Origin of the sequence: Aquimarina aggregata (assembly GCF_001632745.1) — a bacterium.
In the GTDB taxonomy this organism is placed as follows: Bacteria; Bacteroidota; Bacteroidia; order Flavobacteriales; family Flavobacteriaceae; genus Aquimarina; species Aquimarina aggregata.
The window spans coordinates 143,137-162,419 of record NZ_LQRT01000046.1; the positions used below are offsets into that span (position 1 = coordinate 143,137).

A 19,283-nucleotide genomic window follows, 5' to 3' on the forward strand; every position below is an offset into this window, starting at 1 on the left:
CAGCATACCTTATACATTATTTAAACACAAGTTAATCAAAGTATTATCTATCTTTTAAAAGTTTAAATATAGACAGATAATATCTTCCCAATCATATAAAACTTAACTAAACTATGAAAACTCTAAAACCAATTTTCTGTGTCGTACTACTTTTATTGGGACTACTAAAAAGTTATTCCCAAGAACACCCTTTTCTTATCGTCAAAGAAAACCAATACCCTGCATTAAGAGCAAAATGGAAAACCAACAAAAGACCCTTTAAACCTATGAAGGATAGAGCTTTTGAACGATGGAACAATGCTTATGAAAATAATAATTTTGGATCCATGAGCACTGCTTTAAATTATAATATTTTGGCATACATTCTTGAAGAAAACACTTCGAACAGAATAAAGTATAAAAATAGAATGTTCGAGATTTTAAAAGCCTGGGAAAGAGGTACTGATTTCTTGAGTGGCAACCATGGTAGGTTTACAGGTGGAGCAAGTATGCAATTTAATGCTATTGTTGCTCTAGATATTATTTATAATGATTTAACGTCTTCTCAAAGAATTGCTGCCGAAAAAGGAATTATTAAAGCAAATAATTTTTATAAAAATAACAGCTCTTCTTGGACTTTGGTTGATTACGGTATAAAATTGGTTTATGCAATATTTAAAAAAGATGCAAAAGAAATAGCCAAATGGAAAGGAAAATATGACAATTATTTATTTGATAAGTCTATGATGAATGATGGTTCTTGGGGGCAATCTTCAGGATATGTGTTTGCAAGAATGCACGGAGATCGGTTAGCAAAAAACTTTCCCATAGATATATTGCATTTTACTGGTCAAGGCAACTATTATAACGATTCAAGACTTAAAGCACTTTTTGAATGGTCTAATACATTTGCTGTAACTCCATCAGGTAGTACTACAAAATTCGGTGATACAGGTCACAATAGTTTTAGACTTAATAAAAGTACAAACTGGTACTTTGCCGAAAAATATGGCGCTACTAATGGAGGCATGGCTAGATGGAATATGGGGCCCAATAACTATCCCCCATCATATGTACATTCAAATTATTTAATATATATTTTAAAAAGTGTGAACCCTCCTACTCCTGTAATGCCTGTTTCTAAACTAAGAGAACACTCTGGTGCAGCACTTTGGGACAAAACTAATTCTAGAGAAGCTTTGCAAGGTGTATTACATTGCTTAAAAAGAGACAATCCTTCTGTAAATCAATTCGGGCATACACTAGAAGAATCAAATACTTTTGATCTTTCAGGGTACGGGCAACATATGATCATGAATTCTGGAGTAAATTATGTAGGTTTAAATGGTCAAGGCGGTAATTACCCTGGTTATGCTCCTGATAATGGTCGTTGGAGTAGAGCTATTCTTCATAATACCGTTTTAATTGGAAATAAAACCAAACATGATCAAAGAGATGGAAATGGTCTGATCGATGGGCTTGTTGGTGGAAATATCGAATTTGGGACCACCGATGCAGGTCTTGCTATAAAAAATGGCACCCATAAAAGAACCTTAAGTCTTATACACCCAATAGTAGGTAAGTCTAATGGATATTTTGTAATTTATGATGAAGTGAAACCTACTAAATCTTCGGATAAGGTAACCATTAACTTTCAAGTAAATACCAAAAGAGGGGGTACAAATACTATTAAAACTAATCAAGAATATGTAGCACCCATTACGGCTGCAGTATATAAGGATTTTAACAGTCATGATACTACCGAAAAAGTAAACTTGTTTTTTGCTTCTAGTCCACAAGTTGCCATTGTAGACTCTTACAAAGGAGGGTTTGATATTACCGATGTGAAATCTGATAATGTAAGAGCACAATACAATACTGGGGCTGATGGTTTTGTAAGAGCCACAACAATTGTCTTCCCAGAAGATAAAACGCATAAAAAACCTCCTATATCTAAAATTTCAAATGTAAATTATAGCGGAGCAATTGTCTCGCATAGTACTAATTTCAAAGATTACTATATTGGTGCAAGCCCTAGCAAAACAAATACATATAGTAATATATCATTTAAAGCTAATACTACTTTCTTTAGAAAAGAATCGGGTAAGACTACAAAATTTTCTTCTACTAATGGAACTAGTTTTAGAGATACCCAAGGTGTAGACTATGGATACCAGGCCTCTCAACAGGTTAGTATTGTCTTAGAAAATAATTCAGGTCATATTTATGCAAGAAAGAACTCAAACGTTACTTTTTACAAACAAAACATTACTGGTGTCAAAATAAATGGAACTAACACTACTATTATTTCTTCTGCTTCAAATGCAGTTACCATCACCATACCAACCGGAAGACATAAAATAGAATTAATTATTAATGGAACTCCTCCGGTTATCACACCAAGACCTGCGGCTAATTTAGCAAATGGAGATTATTTTATCGAAAATCCTACCGGAGGGGCTAGAATCAAAAATACTAATGGTGCAAGTATTTCTGTTACTAATGGTTCTGGAGATGATGTTAAGTGGACCTTTACTAAAATTAATGGTAGTAACAGCAACTATACCTTGAAAAATGTACAAACAGGAAGATATTTAGAAGTACCATATGGGGCTTGTAACGCAGGAGACAATACTCAAAATCCTAATGTTAATTTAGGTACCTACACGCAAGTCGTTGCGGATCACTTGAGATGGAATATTACTAAAGTTGGAAATGATTATTTCTTACAACCGCTACATTGTGAAAAGGTAGCGGATAGAAATAATGGAAAAAAGATGCACCTTTGGCCTTATCAAGCAGGCAATAAAAACCAAAACTGGAAAATTGTTAGTGTCAACAAACCTATTAACAAACCACCAACACTATCATTCTTAAGACCAACTTCGACTGCCTTTGAAGTTGGTGATAATCTTACCGTAGAAGCTAAGGCAAATGATGTAGATGGATTGATTTCTAAAGTAGAATTATTCTTTGATGGAAATATTGTTAGAAAAAGTCCACAATCTAATACTCATATTTGGTGGAGTAAATATGATGCCTTAATGACTAATTTAGAACAAGGGAGTCACACTTTGAAAATTGTTGCTAACGACGACTTAGGGGCCACCACAGAAGTATTTAAGACAATATTTGTTGGAAATACTACAAACTGTAGTTGGATCAAACAATCTGGTAAAGCAAATGATATTGGAGCCAATGGATCACATGTATATCTTATCGGCACCAATGGTTACTTGTACAGATCTAATGGAAATGGTGAGTGGATTAATACAGATAGATCTAAAAAGTTAAAACGTCTTGATGTGTCTCCAAATGGTGATGTATGGGCAATTGGAGAAGATAACAAACTGTGGCAATATAAATATCCTAATGGGCCTTGGTTAGATAAAAATGGAACTGGTATTGATATTGGCGTAGGAAATAATGTATACTACATTTTGGGCTTAGATAACAGAATTAGAAAATATACTGGAAATGGAACTTATGCTACGTTAAGTAATGGTACCGGAAAAAGAATCGACATTGATGGTAATGGCAACCCTTGGATAGTAGGCATGAATAACGGACTCTACAAATGGAATGGGAGTAGCTGGAATAGAAAGGGGTCCCTAACAATCTTAGATGTTGGAATAAAACCTAATGGAGATCAAGTGATGGTAACAAGTACGGATCAAAAAGTATATCTGTATTTAGACAATGGAGTATTTACAGAGTTACCAGGCAAAGCGACACAGATTACAACAAATTCTGATCATATCTCCTGGATCATAAACAATAACAATGATATTTATAAACAAAATTGTGATTCTAATATTGACCCCAATAAAGATATAGACATCACAAATACTATTACCATTTATCCCAATCCGGTACATGATAATGGTTTCACAATTTATCTTGGAGACTTTGGAGTGTCTAGAATTAGTATTTTAGACGCTCAAGGTAAAGTAATTTACAAAACACAAACCGACAAGAAAAGTATAGAAATAGAGCACGCATTATTAAAAAATAGTGGATTGTTTTTTGTCAAAGTCGTACAAAACAAACAATTGCTTGTAAAGAAAATATTGCTTAAATAAACCTTCTTGATAATACAGAAGTTTTAGAAAAATTTTGACAAGCAAAAAACCGTCTTTTTATAATATAAGAAGACGGTTTCTTTTTACCGATACCTCATTAAAATATACTAAAACAGAGTTATCTTTCTATACATTTAATGACTTAAACCCTATAAAAACTACAAATTCTTTATTCGACTAGACTTTTTATAGACATTTTAAAATTTAAAGTTTTTGAGCAACTACAAATAAAAACAAATTCATAATTTAAAATTGGTAAAATTGGTAAAATAGGTAACTCCAAATATGTATTAAATCTAAACACCTATTAATTACTAAACTCACCTAAACTTACTAATTATGAAAAACAAACTTATCGTTACTATTGGAATTTCTCTAATATGTACCTTCACATTTGCACAACCTACTCCTCCTTCTGGAAAAAAATGGGTAAAAGTTGCTAGTTTATCAGATGAATTTAATACTACTTTCGACACAAACAAATGGTCAAAAGTTTTATGGGATTATCCAAACACTCCCACTAAAATGGTTGCACAAAACTCAGGAGTATCCAATGGAAATTTATGGATTAAAGCCACCTTAGATAATAATTCTCAAAGATGGTTTCAAAGTTCTAGAGTTCAATCTAAAGCTCAAATAAAATACCCCATGTATACCGAGTCTAGGATTATAACCGCGCATTTATCTGCATACAATACATTTTGGTTAAATAACGGAGATATAAACAATAGAGATGAAATAGATGTTATCGAAAATAACTCAAGACCAAGTTGTGGATGTCAGCCTAATTTTCCTTGGCAAATGAACTCTCAATATTTTCAAGTTATTAATGGAGACACTAAAAGAGCTCATGGAAATTTTGATAACAGAAACCTATCTAATACTAATCCAAAAAAAGGGGTTCGATGGAACGAGCAATATCACACTGTAGGTGTCTGGTGGAAAGATGCTAAAAATATTCAATTCTACTTAGACGGAGAACCTGCAGGTAAAGTAGTTTCTGCCAGAGATTTTACAAGAAATTTAAATCTTATTTGGGACTTATGGACAGATGATGAAAATTTTCTTGGTGGTGTAGCTGTTAAAAGCCATCTAAATGATAATAGTATCAATACCATGAAAGTTGACTGGGTACACACCTATAAATTAGAAAACACCTCTGGAGGGGGTGGTAATGATGATTCTTATGTTATTAAATCGGTAAAATCAAATAAATGGATCTCTCCTATTAATGACACTTCAAGTAATGGAGGTAAAATCGTTAATCATCAAAATGAAAATGGAGACGCTAGATTATGGAAATTTGTAAATGCAGGTAATGACTATGTGGAAATTAAAAATATTAAATCTGGAAGATGTATAGCAGTTCCAGCAGGCAATACAGACAATGGTATTAAGCTGGTTCAATGGGATTGCAAAGGGTATCAAGATCAACATTGGAAGAGAGTAGATCGTGGAAACGGGCAATTCGCCTTCCAAAATAGAAAAACAGGAAAATGTATCGACCTAACAGGAGGAAATACGTCGCACAATACAGAATTTCAACAATGGGATTGTGGTACTTCTAATCAAAATCAACGTTTTTGGATTTTGAGTCCTGGTAAATTAACCTCTGATGATATTGGGTTCGATTCGTCAGGATTTGCTTCTTTAGGTTCATTTACATATCCAAACCCCACGCGCAAAGAGTTAAATATTCCCAAATTACCTAAAGGTACACATATTTTACAAGTAATAGATATGTACGGACAAGTACTCCTAACGCATAAAGTTAAATCAGGTGGTGATGATGTTGTACTTAATGTTGATGGTTTATCTCCTGGCATGTATACCCTTTTGATAAACAATAAACCTCTTAAGTTCGTAAAAGAATAAAATGATTATATAATCGCAAAGAAAGTTGTTTGATTAAATTTAGAAACCGTCTTTTGACATAGCAAATAGACGGTTTCTTACTATTTTCTGAAAATGATTCAATTAACCTCTACATCCTCTGATTACTCCAAACAAATAATCATCTGCAGCTTCTCTATATTCATCTCCGCAATTACGATCAATAGGATTTGTACTTCCGCCTAACACTCTGCCACATTGATCATGATCTAAACAATCCTTTGTCCATGCACTAGCGATTGTAAATACTCCCGGACATCCTGAACCACATCTTCCTAAACAACGATCTCCGTTCACCAATTTACGATCTCTGTAATTTCTTCCACTTGCATCATCATATTCTGCCGTAACAAAAGTATTTTTTCTTATACAAGTAATACCCTCATTTCTACTTTTTAAATTAGTATTGGATGATTTTGAAGCTTTCACTTTTAATTTTGAGTATTTGTAACCATTAGGAGATTTAGCCCAATACTCAAGTAAACGCAACAGCGTATACTCTGTCATAGTAAAGTTATCAACTGATTTCTCTTTGAATAAAAAAAGAGAAATCTCTTCACCAAGTTTTAACAAGATTTTTTTCTGATCAAATGTTAAAACAGCATTCTTTCCATCAAAATCAATAGTCTCATTATCATAAGCTATTGCTGCATTAAGTACATGATCATCTATTTGCACTTCAACAACAAAATACAACTCACCCTTAGAAGATACTTTATACGAAACATTATGTCCTTCGATAATTGTTTTTCCTTTAAACAAATCTTCTTGTTGCATTTCTAATCCAATAACCTCTGAACCCTGATCAGTATCAGGATCACTACAACCAATTAATAACGTTGATAACAAAATAAACAGCAGTCCAAATTTCAATTCAATTTTCATGATATGTATATATTTTAAGTTAGTGAAGTAAAAATAAATCACGCTTGCTATCTTATATAAACCTAAATGTTATAAAATAATTAAGCATAATTTGACATAATCGCTATTTATAGCTTTTGAAAAGTAAGTTTCATCAAAAAATTACCGATTTATCAACACGAAAACGTTGTAGTACAAGACTTATCCAATAGAATTAAGCATTTCATAATAACTTAGTAGAAAGTTAACACAAAACATACTTTTATAAACGAAAAATTACTTTTTATGAAATTGAAATCTTTTAAACCGAAAACATCTTATTTATTTTCGATATTTCTAAAAACCAGAATCCATAACCTTTACTAGGGAAAATAACACTTCGGGGCAGCAATTATTTACTACCAAATTTTCGTAAACACCATTAAAACGAACAAAAGCCACATATTCAAAATTGTACTGACCCATATACATTTTTACTGTAAAGGATAGTGAAAACACAAACTCATAATTGATTACCAAAAAAAAATAAAATGAAAAACACAAACTTAATGCGCTTTCTAACACTCCTGTTATTCTGCTTACCACTATTAAATGCAAATGCCCAGGATGAGGATGTTCTATTTCAAGCTTTTGATTGGAATGTTCAGAACCAACCAGCGGGTCAAACTTGGTATGACGTAGTATCTCAAAATAGAAATGCCATAAACGATGCCGGTATTGATTTAATATGGATGCCACCACCAAGTAACTCTGCAGCTCCTCAGGGGTATCTACCTCGAGAGCTAAATAATCTAAACAGTGCTTACGGAACAGAAGCTCAATTAAAAGATCTAATCAATCAATATCATTCACTTGGAATTAAAGTAATCAGTGATATAGTTATTAATCATAGAGTTGGTACTAATGACGCTGTTACATTTACTAATCCAGCATGGCCTACGTTTTATATTACTGCAGATGATGAAGGAAGAAATTTTGTAAATGGACCCGTAGAATTTAGTATTAATGGAGATTTTGTACCTGGATTTAGCCTTAAAGCAGATGGTTCTAACGGAACATTTGCAGCAGCAAGAGATTTAGATCATAAAAACCCTGCTGTAAGAGCTGAAATCATAAAATGGATGAGATTTCTTAAAAACGATATTGGTTTTGATGGCTGGAGGTATGATTTTGTACATGGATATGACCCTATTTATAATAAAGAATACAACGATGCGACCAATCCATATTTTGCCGTTGGAGAACTCTTAGAAAGTAGCAGAGTACAAACTAATAATTTTGTGAATAGAACACAGCAATCATCGTCTGCATTTGATTTTAATACAAAAGTTAGTTTACAAAATGCAATAAGAGCTAATAACTTATCTTTCCTTAGAGACTTTCAAGGAAGACCTTCTGGAATGATTGGAATAAATCCTGCTAAATCTGTAACGTTCTTAGATAATCATGATACAGGTTTTGCTCAACAATGCTGTGGATCGGATTTCGTTTTCCCTGGAGGAGAAAGCAACTTAAGAAAAGGATATGCCTATATTTTAACACACCCAGGAAACCCAATGGTCTTTTGGACTCACTTCTTCGATACAGGTTCGGGCGTACGCAATGCTATTACCGATCTTATAGCCATACGAAAAAGTGTTAGAGTTTTTGCAGGTTCATCAATAAACATTGCTGAAGCAAGAAATGATTTGTATGCAGCATATATAGATGGTAGAGATGGAACTATAGCAATGAAATTGGGGTCAGGCAATTGGTCACCTAATGGAACCGGATGGGTATTAAGAACATCAGGAAATGATTATGCGGTCTGGACACAGGGAGGAAATAATAATGGAGGTGGAAATGAAACTGTTGCTCCATTTACTGTAAATTTCAAAAAACCTTCTGGATGGGGTAACACTATTAATGCTTATTTCTTTGATTCATCAGCAAACTCTACATTGCCCGGAACTTCAAATTGGCCTGGACAACAAGCTACAAACTTATCCGGAACGCAGTGGTACTCTTATACGGTAACTCCACAAGCAGGCACATCTGCCGATGATATTAGAGTTATTTTTAATGATGGGGGAAGTAATCAAACCGGAAACTTATCTCGAAATACTACAGGTTGGTATACTGATACATGGACAAATACTTGTCCTTCTGGATGCCCAGGAGAAACAAATCCCCCTACTAATACTTTGGTAACTCTAAATTTCTTAAAACCAAATAGCGGATGGGGAAATACTGCCAATGTATATCTTTACAACAAAGCTACGAATCAGGTTCTCTCAGGGACACCGCAATGGCCCGGAACCGCAATGAATAATTTAAATGGAACTTCTTGGAGTAGAAATACATTTACACTACCAAATGGTATAAATGCAAACAATGTTGGTGTTGTCTTTAATAATGGAGGTAATGATCAACAAACCATCGATCTCACAAGAGGAACCGATGGATGGTTTAGGGTTACAGGCAGTAGTAATGGAAAAAGAACTGGCGTATGGTCTAATAACTGTCCAACAAATTGTCCATCTCAAAATGCAAGAACTTTTATCGATGATTCTCCTATAATTGAATCAAAAGTTGCAATAGCTCCTAACCCAATTACAGATCAAACTAAATTGTATATCACAACTGTTAATAAAGGTATGTTGGATATTACCGTGTCAAATTTAATTGGTCAATCAAAAACGATTTATAATCAACCTATCCAAGCAGGTACACATGCGATTGATATAAAAAATAATACAACACAACCTAAAGGAATATATTTTTATACCATAAAATTAAATGGAAAAATTTTGGATCAAGTAAAGGGGATCCAAGAATAAGCCCAATTTTTATCTTAACCTAGCTATCGTATTATTATTGAGAGAGATTAGCGGTTGTTACTTATTCTATAAGTAGCAACCGCTTTTTAAATTTTGTTTATTACTTTTAACCTAAATTATATTCTATATACTATTTTGATTATACACTTATAGCATGTCGAATATTTAGTATTAACCGCAAAACCATAAGAATACTAGATGAAACAAATACTCATCGCTTATATTTTAATAATTGTATTAAGCTGTAAAACAGAGAAAAAAAATGCTATCGCAAATACTTCAACCAGTATTGAACCAACTACAACGACGCGTATATCAACAAAAAAAGATCATCAGATAAGAGAAATCAAAAAAGCTACAATTGTACCTAAACTTGATGGAAATATGGACGATCCTATATGGAAAGAAGTAAAATGGTATGGGCTGGATCAACGATGGTTAGGTGAAGAATATACTGTTGATGACTTTTTTGGACGTTACAAAATGGCTTGGACACCAGAAGCCATTTATATACTTGTAGAAATTAAAGATGATAAAATATACGATCAATACAAAGATCCACTTACACTATGGTGGGATGATGATTGTGTAGAAATATTTATTGATGCAGATAATTCTGGTGGAAACCATCAGTTTACAAACAATGCTTTTGCGTACCATGTGGCACTTGATGGTAATGTCGTTGATTTAGGAAAAGATGAAAAACCTCTTTTATATAACAATCATATTACGACTAAAAGAGTAACTAAAGGTGATGTTACTGTATGGGAATTTGAGATGATTGTTTATGATGATTCATATGAAGAAGGAAAAGTTAACGATCCTGTAATACTTAGTAAGGATCAAAAGCTTGGTTTTGCAATTGCTTATAATGATAATGATGGCAGTAAAGAAAGAGAAAACTTCATTGGTTCGGTATTTATACCTGGTGAAGAAAAAAATTTAGGTTGGATTAACGCAGACGTATTTGGTACAATTGTTTTAAAAGAATAACATCTTAATTTCACAAGAACATAGAGAAGCTTTTCTATATGTTCTTGTGAATACTACTTATATGAAATTAATTTTGTTAGTTAACGATAACCAATACCAATTACTTTTAAAATATTAAAATTAGCTAACCGATTTACATTCTAAAACTTCCCTCTATCTTTTGTCGTATTATTTTCTTAATTTACTTCTATTAAATTTGTAGTAAATATAGAAGTTGAAAAACCTTATCATAATAACCGTCGGCATAAAGGTTTTCATTACTTTTGAGTAGCGCACTAAATTAACCTTATTAAAAAAATATTCTGAAACCAAAGTTTTACATACTTCCGGTAATCATTATTTCACAATTTTTTTGCACATCCTTATGGTTTGCAGGTAACGCAGTAATTGATGACCTTGCTACACAATTTACGGTTGATTTTGATATTTTGGGATATCTATTATCTTTTGTACAATTCGGTTTTATAATTGGCACACTTACTTTTGCCCTATTTACTATTGCCGATCGGTACTCGCCATCACGAATATTCATGATTTGCGCTATATTAGGAGGTATTTGTAATTTATTATTATTAGTACCAAATATTACGGTATTTAATTTATTGACTGCGCGTTTTGGTACCGGATTCTTTCTTGCGGGGATATATCCTATAGGAATGAAAATAGCTTCTGATTATTATAAAGGTGGATTAGGAAAAGCTTTAGGTTATTTGGTAGGAGCATTAGTATTAGGAACCGCTTTTCCACATTTTATAAATGAATTTTCATGGAGTAGCGATTACAAAGCTGTTATAATAAGTACTTCGGCATTAGCCTTTATTGGCGGAATCAGTATGTGGTTGTTTGTAGCTGATGGCCCATATAGAAAGCCTGTTTCTAAACTACAATTAGGAGTGATTACGCAACTTTTTACTATTCCAAATTTCAAAAAATCTGCATTTGGTTATTTTGGTCATATGTGGGAATTATATGCTTTTTGGGGATTTGTTCCTGTAATCTTAAAAACCTACGCCAGTATTCATCCTGTTAGAATTCAAATATCATTTTGGTCTTTTATTGTTATTGGTATAGGCGCAATATCTTGCATAATCGGAGGGTTAATTTCTTTAAAAAAAGGTAGTAAAAAAGTAGCTTATAATTCTATACTCATTTCAGGAGTATTTTGTTTAGTTTCTCCTCTATTATTTAAATTACCTCCTGATTGGTTTATTATAGCATTATGTATATGGGGCATGGTAGTGATTTCGGATTCACCGCAATTCTCAACAATGGTCGCTGCTTCTTCCCCTCCAGAACTAAGAGGTACTGCTCTAACAATTACAAATAGTATAGGTTTTGCCATAACTATTATCAGTATTCAGTTGCTATCATTTTTAATGAATATAATAGACCCTACTCTACTTTATGTATTCTTATGTATTGGACCAATCTTTGGGCTATACTCTTTAAGAAAATAATGGTATACCCTATGAATTTCTATGCAGTACTATATAGAATTAAGACCTTCTTTAATTCTTGACATAGCTTTAGACATATGTGTCTCTACAGTCTTAATCGAAATATCCAACTGTTCAGCAATTTCTCTATACTTAAAACCTTGTATTTTGTTTAATATAAAAATTTCTTTACACTTCGGAGGAAGCTTTTCGATTTCTATATTTACTAAGCGTATGCGATTTTTGATATAATTACTATCTTCTTCTACAAAAAAATCTAAAGTTTCCTTTTTTATACGTTCTATATAGCTTAGTTCTTTTTTATTTTTTTTATAACTATCGATCAACTCGTTATAACATGATTTATACAGATAGTTTTTAACAGATGTGTTGATATTTAGTTTTTCTTTATTCTTCCAAACATTGAGCATAACATTTTGCACAATATCTTCAGCTTGCTGTTTATTTCTTGACAAACTAAAAATATAAGCACATAATTCGTTATAGTGCATTTCATAAATACGCCTATAAACGAACTCATTCCCTTTTTTGAGCTCTTCTATTTGAATTTTATTCTCTATAACAATTCCTTTTTAACCCACTTTTAACTCTATTCCCGAAACAATTAACAAAAAAATTACATAAATAATAAAAAAAACAGTTTCAGGAGTAAGGGTTTTTTAATTTTTTGGAGTCTTTCATATAAATAAGCCAATAATTAGGATGAAAAGTACTACAGATTTGGAAACAAATCAAATTTTAAAATACTTAAATAACGAGATTTCCGAAATTGATACAATTGAGATCGAAGAGTTATTAAAAGATGAAAAAAATCTTCGATTATTTAAGGAGTGTATTCTTGCTGATCATTATGTCCAGTTAAGCAAAAAGGATTTTGATGATGAAAAGGCTTATTTGTTATTTAAAAAACATATCCAGAATAAAAAACCTCTTCCTAAACCAGTTAAAAAAAGAAAAACCAATTATTTAAGATATGCTGCTGTTTTTGTTGGTTTATTGGTTGGGATAACTGCATTCTTAAACCGAGATTTTTTTACTACAAAAGATACCACTACTCTAATTACTTTACAAAAAGATAATGGTAATGTCGAAATTTTAAAGGCAGATGAATTATTCAAAGAGATTGAAAACAAAGAAGGAACTACTATAGCTTTTCAAGAAAAGAATAAAATTGTTTATGAAAATAAAAATAATGATACTTCTAAAGAAGAAATTAGCTACAATACTCTTAAAATCCCTTACGGTAAAAAATTTCAATTAGTGTTATCTGACGGAACAATCGCGCATCTTAACGCTGGCTCAACTCTTAAATTTCCGTCACAATTTATTTCTGGAAAGATTCGAGAAGTTCAATTATCTGGCGAGGCATATTTTGAAGTTGCAAGAAATGAAAAAGATCCTTTTATTGTTTCAACTAATGGAATTCGTACAGAAGTGCTTGGCACAAAATTTAATGTTTCATCTTATGCCAATGATTCTTTTTCTGAAGTTGTTCTTGTAGAAGGTAGTGTTGGTATTTTTAAAGATAAAAACAGATTTGATCATAAAACTGATAAGATTTTAGCTCCTAATCAAAAAGCAAGCTTATCAAAATCTTCACAAAATCTAGATATTTCTAATGTAAACACACAACATTATATCGCTTGGGTAGATGGAATACTTCTTTTCAAAAATGAAAGTTTTGAAACTGTTATGAAGAAACTCGAGAGACACTATGATAAAAAAATCACAATAAATTACTCAAAAATAAAGTCAGAAAAATTCACCGGAAGATTTGATATCGAAGGTATTGAAGATGTATTAAAAACTTTTAAAAGCAATACATTTTTCAATTATACAATCAGAAAAAATGAAATAATTATTAATCCCTAAACAAAAAAAGAATGGTAATGGAATGACCCCAAAAATGAAAATCGAGAAATGCTGGAACATCTCCCGATTTTAGAATAAGCGTAATTTAACAATGGTTCAATCATTAAATCATATTAAAAATATGAAAAAAATTAAACAGAACCGCACTTGTGGTGCGGCAAAATTAATATTTAATTTAAAAATGAGACTAACAATACTTCTAATTTTACTGTCTCTCTTTAGAATAAATGCAAATACCTACTCCCAAAACACTAAAATAAGTTTGGATGTAAAAAATTCAACTATTGAAAATGTTTTCGATTTAATTCAGAAAAAAACAGAATTTAAAGTATTTTTTAAGGTATCAGACGTAAATACAAACAGAAAAGTTTCTCTTAAAGTTTACAATAAAAGAGTTGAATTTATTCTAGACAAAATTTTCAGAAATACAGATGTTTCCTACAAAATAGTAGACAAACAAATTGTATTAATAAAAAAACTTACCAATGCTAAAAAAACTACAATAAAACCTAAACGTCAAGCAAATACTACAGTAAAACCTCAAACAGGTTTTGAAATTACTGGACAAGTTCTTGACAATAGAGGATTACCCATTCCCGGTACTACAGTATCCATCAGAGGTACTAATATTGGAGCTGTTACAGATTTTGATGGAAATTTTACATTAACAGTTTCGTTAACTAATGTATTACTAGTCGAAAATTTAGGATTTCAAAATCAATTAATAACCATTTCTGATCGTAACAAGAAAAATTATGTTGTTACACTTGTAGAATCTGTAGAATCTTTAGAAGAAGTTGTTATTAGTAACGGTTTTCAAAAAATAGATCGTCGTTTATTTGCCGGTGTAGCAACTAAATTGAACACTGAAGATATAAAAATTGATGGTGTTTCTGATGCTTCAAGATTACTTGAAGGACGAGATGCCGGTGTAGTTGTTGATAATGTTTCTGGGTCTTTTGGAGCGTCACCAAGAATTAGAATAAGGGGTAATACCTCTTTAAATGGTAATAACAATCCTATATGGGTTGTAGATGGAGTAATTTTAGAAGATAATGTAGAGCTAGCTCAAGATGACTTATCTTCTGGAGATATTAACTCATTAATAGGTTCTTCTGTTGCTGGATTAAACCCAGATGACATTAAGAGTTTTTCTATCCTAAAAGATGCTTCTGCAACCGCGTTATATGGAGCAAGAGCTAAAAATGGTGTAATTGTAATTACAACTAAAACAGGTAAAAAAGGTAAACTTAGAATAAACTACAACAATAACTTCTCTTACAGACTAAGACCTAGATATACTAATTTTAATGTATTAAATTCTCAACAAGAATTATCTGTATACTCCGAATTAGTTCAAAAAGGATTAATTGATTTAACCACAGCCCAACGTGCAGAGTCTTTTGGTGTTTTAGGGCAATATTTCAATCTTAGAAGAACAAATGATGTTGAAATAGGAGCTAATGGACAGTTAGCCGATAGTTTTTTCGATAGGTTTCAAGTAGCCAATACAGATTGGTTCAGAACATTATTTAAAGATTTTTCTTTACAACAAAATCATTCCTTAAGTATTTCTGGTGGTAGTGATGATGCTGTTTATTACTTTTCTGCAAGTTACTTAAATGATGAAGGTCAGACTATTGGTGATGAAGCGCAGCGTTACACTACAAAATTAAATACTAGGTTTAGAGTTTCTGATAATTTTTCTATAGGTACTTCGCTAATAGGTAGTTTTAGAGATCAAGTTGCCCCAGGAACCAATGATAGAACTTTAAACCCTTTAAATGGTAATTTTGAACGTGAGTTCGATATCAACCCATATAGTTTTTCTCTAACTAATAGTAGAAGTATCACTCCATTTGATGAAAATGGTAACTTAGAATTTTTTAGAAAGAATTATGCCCCATTCAATATTATACATGAATTAGATAATAACTTCATTAATATTGATGTAACCGATATTACATTTCAAACTGATTTAGATTATAAGATTTCTAAAAACCTTACTGCCAATTCAACGTTTAACTATCGTAAAGCTATTACGCAAAGAGAGCATGTTATTGGAGACAATTCTAACCAAGCAGAAGCTTTTAGAGCAGATGAAGGGGTATTGGCAGGTGTAAACCCATTTTTGTACCAAGATAGAGATAACCCAACTAGACCGCCATTTTCTATACTACCAGAAGGAGGTATTAATATCTATAATGAAGATGTTTTAGATTATTTATACTGGAGAAACTCAATTTCTTGGAATCCAAGAATTAACGAAAACAATGAGTTTACATTTTTATTAGGACAAGAAATCAAATCTACCAATAGACAAAGAAGAGAATATAATGGTATAGGTATTTCTTATGAAAACGGTTTCTTAATTAATACTGACCCAGATGCAATAGATCAATTAATAGATGGAAACGATCAATATTTCGATATTGAAAATTTCAGAGATCGTTTTGTAGGATTCTTTTTTAATGGTGGTTACACTCTAAATAATAAATATACCGTTAATGGTACATTAAGATATGACGGTTCTAACCTACAAGGCTCTAGTCCTAAAGCAAGATATTTAACTAACTATAATATTAGTGGAGCCTGGAATATTGGAAGAGAAGATTTCATGAAAGCTGATTGGATAAATGCATTAAAGTTAAAAGCTACTTATGGATTATCTGGTGGAAGAGGTCCTTTGACAAGTGCATCTCTTGACTTAAGAGGACAACTTCCTTTAAGACCTCAAGATATAGAGAGTATTATCAGAATTAATTCATTAGAAAACAATGATCTTACTTTTGAAAAATTAAAAGAATTTAGTACTGGATTAGAATTCGGATTGTTTGGAAACAAAGTGTTAGGTGAGATAGGATATTACAAACGTAACTCTTTTGATTTAATTGGAACTATAAAAACCAGTGGTGTTGGTGGAGAAGCATTTAAGACTGGTAATTTTGCCGATCTAAGTGTTGAAGGTTATGAATTTGCTTTAACTACTACAAATATAAAAACTGGTAATTTTGAGTGGACGAGTAATATAAATGTAGGGTACAATACTGAAGAAGTTGAAGAACTTCAATTTAATCCACGTTTGGTAGATTTAATATCTCCAACTGGATCTCCATTTACAGGTCGTGAAATATCTGCATTATACTCAGTACGTTTTGCTGGACTTAATGAATTTGGTATTCCAACATTTTTTGATGCTGACAATAACATTGTTACTGATATTAACCTTCAAAGTAGAGAGGATATTGAACGTATATTAAAATATGAAGGACCTACACAGCCAAGAGGAGCTGGAGGTTTTAATAACACTTTTACTTATAAAGGATTTACACTTTCTGCTAATGTTTCTTTTAAATTTGATTATAAAATTCGTTTAAACAGTAACTTTTCTGGTTCTTATACTGATTTTAACTCTTTACCTGGTGAGCTAATCAATAGATGGGCAATTCCTGGAGATGAAAATATCACTAACATACCTGCAATTTTAGATCGTAGAATTCTAATTTCAGAACTTAATGCTACGGTAAATAATGGTGTTTTAGTTGGAGGAGATAATGCATATCAATTGTATAACAATAGTGATTTAAGAGTTGTTGATGGTACCTATGCTCGTATGAGATCTTTAGCACTAGGGTATACAATACCTGATTCTTATGCAAAAAGACTTGGAATTAGTTCTGCAAAAATCAGAATGCAAGGAGAAAATTTATTCTTATTATATTCTGATAAAGGTTTGAACGGTCAGGATCCTGAATTTTTCAATTCTGGTGGTGCTGCATTACCTGTACCTAAGACAGTAACACTTTCACTTAATGTTGGATTTTAAAAAAAGGAAAAATTATGAAGAACAATAAAATACAATCCTATATACTCTTATTTCTTCTTGCAACTATAGTAGGAAGTTGTGACAGTTATTTAGATGAATCACCAGATGACAGGTTAAACCTAGATACTGTAGACAAAGCAGCAAAGGTAGTTGCTGATGCATATTCGCAAGGAAGTTATGTTTTTACAGATACATATACTGATTTAGTAGGCCCAACAGGAAATCCAGATGGTGCTGGTGTAATACAAAATTCTGGAGGAAATACTATCCGTATACAAGATGTACAAACTTATACCTGGGCTGATGTTGATGCTATTTTTCAAGAAACGCCAACCTATTTTTGGGATAATACGTATGAAGCAATTGCACAGGCTAATGAAGTTTTGGCAGTAATTGATAACCTACCTGGTGATGACAAACAAAGAGAAGCTGTAAAAGGTGAAGCTCTTTTAACACGTGCATACAACCATTTCATGTTAGTAAATGTATTTGGTTTGCATTTTGATGCTAACGCATCTTCAAATCTTGGTGTACCTTATGTTTTAAAGCCTGAGACCGAGTTCTTACCTAGCTATACTAGAAATACAGTAGCGGAAGTTTATGAACTAGCTGAAAAAGATTTATTAGAAGGATTAGCCCTGATCAATGATAATTTCTTTTCAGGAACTGGCAAATATCATTTTACGAAAAAAGCTGCTCAGGCTTTTGCATCAAGATTTTATTTATGGAAAGGAGATTATGCTAATTGTAAGAAGTATAGTGATCTTTTCTTAGATGGTGCTCCGCAAATTTATGTAAAAGACTATGCAGATCTTCAAGGGTCAGGTTATAATGACATTGCAGATAAATATAGTAATCCAGAAGACGAAAGTAATGTCCTTGTGATATCTAAAATTAGTAATTTCCAACGTAGAGGTACTGGTTTTAGATTGAACATCAATGGTATCAATCAATTATTTAGAAACGCATTAGGTGTAAATGATCAAAGAACATCTACTGGAATATGGAATGTAGGTACTGATGCAAGATATTTATCAAGACTAAGAGAATTCTTTTTTAGAGAAAATTTATCTTCTAATTCAGGATTACCTTACCATATCGCACAAGAGTTAAAAGGTGAAGAAGTACTACTTAATAGAGCCGAGGCTAATTTATTTCTTGGAGATCAACCAGCTGCATTAAACGATGTAAACGTTTTAGCGAGATTACGATATAATGGTAACGAATATACGGATGTTGCAGCCATTGTAACTTTTTATGGAGCAGCTAATGAACAAGATGGAGTTTTAGAACTTATCCTTGATGAAAGAAAGAAAGAATTTCTTGATCATGGTCTACGTTGGTTCGATATCAAGCGTTTCAATATTCCAGTAACTCATGTACTTCCTGAAAGTCAAGGTGGGGGAACTTTTGAACTCTTAGCTAACGACCCTAGAAAAGCTGTACAAATTCCTAGTGATGCAATTTCATTTGGATTAACTCCAAACCCTAGATAAAA

10 protein-coding genes are annotated in these 19,283 nt (G+C 32.2%); 8 read left to right on the forward strand and 2 right to left on the reverse strand.

Annotated features, from left to right (window positions below; translation table 11 throughout):
* Positions 1 to 113 precede the first annotated feature (113 nt).
* Positions 114 to 4,061 (forward strand): T9SS type A sorting domain-containing protein, encoded by a 3,948-nt coding sequence (locus tag AWE51_RS21625; RefSeq protein ID WP_066318139.1) that lies wholly within the window; start codon positions 114 to 116, stop codon positions 4,059 to 4,061.
* Between the two features lie 339 nt (positions 4,062 to 4,400).
* Entirely contained in the window at positions 4,401 to 5,936 is a 1,536-nt protein-coding gene (locus tag AWE51_RS26230; RefSeq protein WP_082832552.1) for an RICIN domain-containing protein, read from the forward strand.
* Between the two features lie 102 nt (positions 5,937 to 6,038).
* Here AWE51_RS26230 and AWE51_RS21635 read toward each other — a convergent pair whose 3' ends face one another.
* A complete protein-coding gene (locus AWE51_RS21635) occupies positions 6,039 to 6,839 on the reverse strand; it encodes a hypothetical protein (protein WP_066318141.1) in 801 nt (266 codons plus the stop codon).
* A gap of 509 nt (positions 6,840 to 7,348) precedes the next feature.
* Between AWE51_RS21635 and AWE51_RS21640 the strand changes: the two genes are divergently transcribed.
* The 3 genes from AWE51_RS21640 to AWE51_RS21650 all read left to right on the forward strand — a co-directional run bounded on the left by AWE51_RS21640 (position 7,349) and on the right by AWE51_RS21650 (position 12,087).
* Complete coding sequence (locus tag AWE51_RS21640) at positions 7,349 to 9,637, forward strand: starch-binding protein (protein ID WP_066318144.1); 2,289 nt, start codon at positions 7,349 to 7,351, stop codon at positions 9,635 to 9,637.
* 198 nt (positions 9,638 to 9,835) lie between these two features.
* The gene (locus AWE51_RS21645; protein ID WP_082832553.1) at positions 9,836 to 10,630 is read left to right on the forward strand and encodes a sugar-binding protein; all 795 of its coding nucleotides are present in this window, start codon (positions 9,836 to 9,838) and stop codon (positions 10,628 to 10,630) included.
* Positions 10,631 to 10,968: 338 nt separating this feature from the next.
* A complete protein-coding gene (locus AWE51_RS21650) occupies positions 10,969 to 12,087 on the forward strand; it encodes an MFS transporter (RefSeq protein WP_317041849.1) in 1,119 nt (372 codons plus the stop codon).
* A 29-nt stretch (positions 12,088 to 12,116) separates the two neighbouring features.
* Here the strand turns inward: AWE51_RS21650 and AWE51_RS21655 are convergent, their stop codons facing one another.
* Entirely contained in the window at positions 12,117 to 12,653 is a 537-nt protein-coding gene (locus AWE51_RS21655) for an RNA polymerase sigma factor (RefSeq protein ID WP_066318150.1), read from the reverse strand.
* Positions 12,654 to 12,789: 136 nt separating this feature from the next.
* Between AWE51_RS21655 and AWE51_RS21660 the strand changes: the two genes are divergently transcribed.
* The 3 genes from AWE51_RS21660 (at position 12,790) to AWE51_RS21670 (ending at position 19,281) form a co-directional block, all read left to right on the forward strand.
* A complete protein-coding gene (locus AWE51_RS21660) occupies positions 12,790 to 13,959 on the forward strand; it encodes a FecR family protein (RefSeq protein WP_066318152.1) in 1,170 nt (389 codons plus the stop codon).
* Between the two features lie 121 nt (positions 13,960 to 14,080).
* A complete protein-coding gene (locus AWE51_RS21665) occupies positions 14,081 to 17,785 on the forward strand; it encodes a SusC/RagA family TonB-linked outer membrane protein (protein WP_198403853.1) in 3,705 nt (1,234 codons plus the stop codon).
* A gap of 14 nt (positions 17,786 to 17,799) precedes the next feature.
* Complete coding sequence (locus AWE51_RS21670; protein ID WP_066318155.1) at positions 17,800 to 19,281, forward strand: RagB/SusD family nutrient uptake outer membrane protein; 1,482 nt, start codon at positions 17,800 to 17,802, stop codon at positions 19,279 to 19,281.
* The last annotated feature ends 2 nt before the right edge of the window (positions 19,282 to 19,283 follow it).